Below are 3,231 nucleotides of genomic sequence, written 5' to 3'. Positions count from 1 at the left end.
ACGGGATCGAGGGCATCCTTCTCACGGCGAACCTCCCGGACGATGGTGACGGTGCCGGTGCGCAGCAGGCCGCGGCGGGCTTCCAGCCGGGCGGAAGCGGCCTGCGCCGCCTCGGCGCGGCGGCGCTGCCACTCCGCCGCCGCGGCGTTGGCGACGGCGGCGGCGCGTGCGGTGGACGCCGCCTGCTCGGCCGCCGCCGCGCGCTCGCGCCAGCCGGCGGCCGCGGCGCGCTCGATCCAGATCCAGAGTCCGGCGACGGCGGCGATCCCGGCGATCGCCAGCAGCAGGGCGGCCGGCCGGCCGGCCAGCAGGGTTGCGAGCATCGGCATCCTCCCTATCCGGCGGCGCTGTCGTGATCGTCACGCCGGCGCGCCGCCGCACGGCCCGAATCCCATTGCACCCAGGTCTGCCGGCGCGAGCGGTCGTCGTAGGTGGCGCCGGCGATGTAGGCCATGACGACCGACCCCAGCAGCATCGCGAGCGCGGCCGCGATGGTCTCGTGCAGGCGGCTGTCGTGCCGACCCCAGAGGGCGAGCCAGGTGAGCCCGCCCATGCAGTAGGCGAGCGTCAGCCAGACGGCACGGCGGCGCAGGCGCCAGCTCGTCTCCAGCCCCGAGAGGCGCGGATCCTCATCCGTCGGCACGGCGGATGCCCTCGTCGAGGACCTCGTCGGGATACCAGTCGCCATCGGCCAGCGGCCCCGGACCGCATTCCTTGCGGACGATCGCCCGCGCCAGCGCGCGGAGCACCCGCGGATCGTCGAGATCGACCGGCTCGTCCGGGCCGACGCCGAGCCGGTCGCAGACGAAGGCGACATAGCGCGCGGTCGGATTCTCGGCGGGCGGTGCCCAGCGGCCGACGATCCCGGCCACGGTCCGCAGTCCGTGGCGGTCCCGGTAGGAGCGGAGCACGCGGACGATGGCGCGGATGCCCCATTCGGGCGCCTCGAAGACGACGAACCGGCCGTCGCCGGACTGGTCCTCGGCCATGCCGCGCCAGCGGTCGCGGCCGCGATCGATGTTTCCCGGATTGTGGTTGCGGATGCCCCGCGGCAGCTCGGCCATGGCTCAGGCTCCGATCAGGATGCGGACCAGGGTGGGCAGGGTGGCGCCGAGGACGAGGCCGAGCGCGCCCGAGGCGGCGCCGACCACTCGCCAGGCGCCGCGGAGGTGGGCGACGAGCAGCTTCAGTTCGGCCAGTTCGACCAGGATGCGGGCGCGCTCGGCGGCACCGGCCTGGATCGTCTCGCGCAGGTGCCCGATCTGGGTCTCCAGCACGGCGATGCGCGCCAGCAGGTCGGCATGGGTCACGACGACCGGCTCGCGGGTGGGACGGGTCCGTTCGGCCTGCATTCTCATGCCTCCGTGATCGCGAAGGGCCAGCCCCAGTAGCGGTACTGCGCCTGCTCGACCGGGCTCGGCTCGTCGAGATGGCCGACGAGGGTCAGCCGGTCGCGGTGGATGCCGCCGTCGGGATCGATCGAGAACAAGACCGGCGCCAGGCGGCCGGCGCGGCGCGCCACCTCCAGCCAGCGGCAGAGCGCGTCGTCGCGGTCCTGCCAGCGCAGTGCGCCGGCGATGCGCCGGCGCCGCCAGTGCCGGCGTCCGAGGAGCGTTCCGGCGAGGCTGCGGCGGACGGTCCCCTCCTCGACGAAGGCGACCTGGAAGCCGTCGGCGAGGTTGATCGCCGGACGCTCGCCCTTGCCGGCGAAGAGCAGGCCCGCCTGGACGAAGCCGGCCGGGTTGCCGGCATCGTCGATCTCGACCGTCAGCGCACGCGCCGTCACCGGCGCCGGCAGCGTCTGGAACCAGGAGATGCCGCGGGGGTCGCATTCGTCGCCCGGCAGCCGGCCGTCGGCCGAGGGCCGGCCGAACGGCAGGTAGCCGGCCGCCGGGGCATAGGCGACCGGCCAGGCGTCCTGCCAGCCGCCGTCCCAACCCTCCCCGGCCGAGATCCGGATGCGCGCCGCCGGCGTCAGGCCGGCATGGAACAGGCCGACGACGTCGATCAGCCGCTGCGCGCCGAGGTCGACCGTGACCCGCGTGTCCGCGGGATCGGCCGATACCGAACGGGCGACCTCGAGCGGATCGGGCGTCGCCAGCGCCGACGCCGGCAGGGACGGAACCCAGCTGCCGCCCGAGAAGGCGACGCCGTCGAGCGCGATCCAGTTCAGCGGCGCGAGAAGGCAATTGGCCATCGGTCTATCCCAGGAGGGTCAGGGTGATGCGGTCGTCCGCGAGCCGGACCGACCGCGCGACCACCGTCAGGCGCCGCGCCGCCGGCAGGCCGGCCGCCGGCGCCGACAGGGCGACCGTCGCGCCGAGCCGCCACGGCAGCGCCGCCAGGGTGGCGTCGACCTCGAAGGCGAGCCGGTCGGGCGACATCAGGGCGAGCTGGCGCGCCGCCTCGGCCGCGGCATCCTCCCGGCGGTCGAGGGGGCTCTCGGCGAACGCCTCCTCGGCGCCGAGATCGGCGATGCGCGCGTCGGGCGCCTCGGCCACCCCCTCGCGCCACTCCTGCGCCAGGAAGCCGCGCGCCGGTTCGCCAGCCGCTGCCGCCACTTCGCCCGGCCCATGCACCCGCCAGCAGCGCCGGGCGCCGATCCGTCGCCGCCACAGCGCGGGCCCGGCAGCGACGCGGCGCGGCGGCGCCAGCAGATGGCGGCCGTCCAGCGCATGGTCCGCGATCGTCGCGGGACCGGCATACCGGCCGAAGGTCACGAGTCCGGCCGGCGTCACGTCGACCCAGCCGCCGATGCCGGCCAGCACGCGATCGACGAGATCGCGGCCGGTCGGGCTCTCCTCGCCGAGCCACAGGCCGAGCGGCTGCGCGCAATCCTCGGCGAGCCGAACCAGCGCCGGCCCGTCGAGATCGCCGGCGACCAGGACGAGGTCGGTCGCGGGCGCCATGTCGGCGATCGGCTCGACGATGCCGAGCACCGTCTCCGCGACCGTGGCGACCGTGAGGTTGATCCCGCAATTGGGGCCCTCGCCCTCCAGGCTGATCTGGTCGCCGGGCCGGAGGCCGAGCGCCGGGAAGCTGCCGCCGCCGGCGACGAGCGTGCGCGTGGCAGCGTCGGCAGCGAGCGAAACCAGCAGTTCCGCACCGGCGCGGACATGGCGGAAGCCCGCCCGGTCACGCAGCAACGCCGCCAGCAGTGGCGCTGCCGTGACCGTCGCGATGTCGCCGGGGGTCCAGTCGATCACCACCCGGCCGGGCGCGATCTCCGCC

General features: G+C 75.5%; 6 protein-coding genes. All 6 read right to left on the bottom strand.

Annotated features, from left to right (window positions below):
- Nucleotides 1-329: hypothetical protein (locus ACE3Q3_RS23595; RefSeq protein ID WP_374450185.1), on the bottom strand; the 329-nt coding region annotated here is incomplete at its 3' end.
- Nucleotides 330-334: 5 nt separating this feature from the next.
- Nucleotides 335-643 (bottom strand): hypothetical protein, encoded by a 309-nt coding sequence (locus ACE3Q3_RS23590; protein ID WP_374450183.1) that lies wholly within the window; start codon nucleotides 641-643, stop codon nucleotides 335-337.
- Nucleotides 630-1,064, bottom strand: a complete 435-nt coding sequence (locus ACE3Q3_RS23585; RefSeq protein WP_374450181.1) for a structural protein — start codon at nucleotides 1,062-1,064, stop codon at nucleotides 630-632. Before ACE3Q3_RS23585 ends, ACE3Q3_RS23590 begins: the two co-directional genes overlap by 14 nt.
- Nucleotides 1,065-1,067: 3 nt before the next feature.
- Nucleotides 1,068-1,352, bottom strand: a complete 285-nt coding sequence (locus ACE3Q3_RS23580; RefSeq protein WP_374450179.1) for a hypothetical protein — start codon at nucleotides 1,350-1,352, stop codon at nucleotides 1,068-1,070.
- A 2-nt stretch (nucleotides 1,353-1,354) separates the two neighbouring features.
- Nucleotides 1,355-2,197: a hypothetical protein gene (locus ACE3Q3_RS23575; RefSeq protein ID WP_374450177.1), complete on the bottom strand. Its 843-nt coding sequence runs from the start codon at nucleotides 2,195-2,197 to the stop codon at nucleotides 1,355-1,357.
- Between the two features lie 4 nt (nucleotides 2,198-2,201).
- Nucleotides 2,202-3,231: hypothetical protein (locus tag ACE3Q3_RS23570; RefSeq protein WP_374450176.1), on the bottom strand; the 1,030-nt coding region annotated here is incomplete at its 5' end.

It is taken from the genome of Allostella sp. (assembly GCF_041913585.1).
GTDB lineage: Bacteria > Pseudomonadota > Alphaproteobacteria > ATCC43930 > Allostellaceae > Allostella.
Note: the sequence above shows the minus strand (reverse complement) of the source record. Positions and strands in the feature narration are given on the sequence as shown.

Coding starts and splice junctions, on each gene's coding strand:
- ACE3Q3_RS23575 (WP_374450177.1), bottom strand. CDS start 2,197: ATGGCCAATTGCCTTCTCGCGCCGCTGAACTGGATCGCGCTCGACGGC.
- ACE3Q3_RS23580 (WP_374450179.1), bottom strand. CDS start 1,352: ATGCAGGCCGAACGGACCCGTCCCACCCGCGAGCCGGTCGTCGTGACC.
- ACE3Q3_RS23585 (WP_374450181.1), bottom strand. CDS start 1,064: ATGGCCGAGCTGCCGCGGGGCATCCGCAACCACAATCCGGGAAACATC.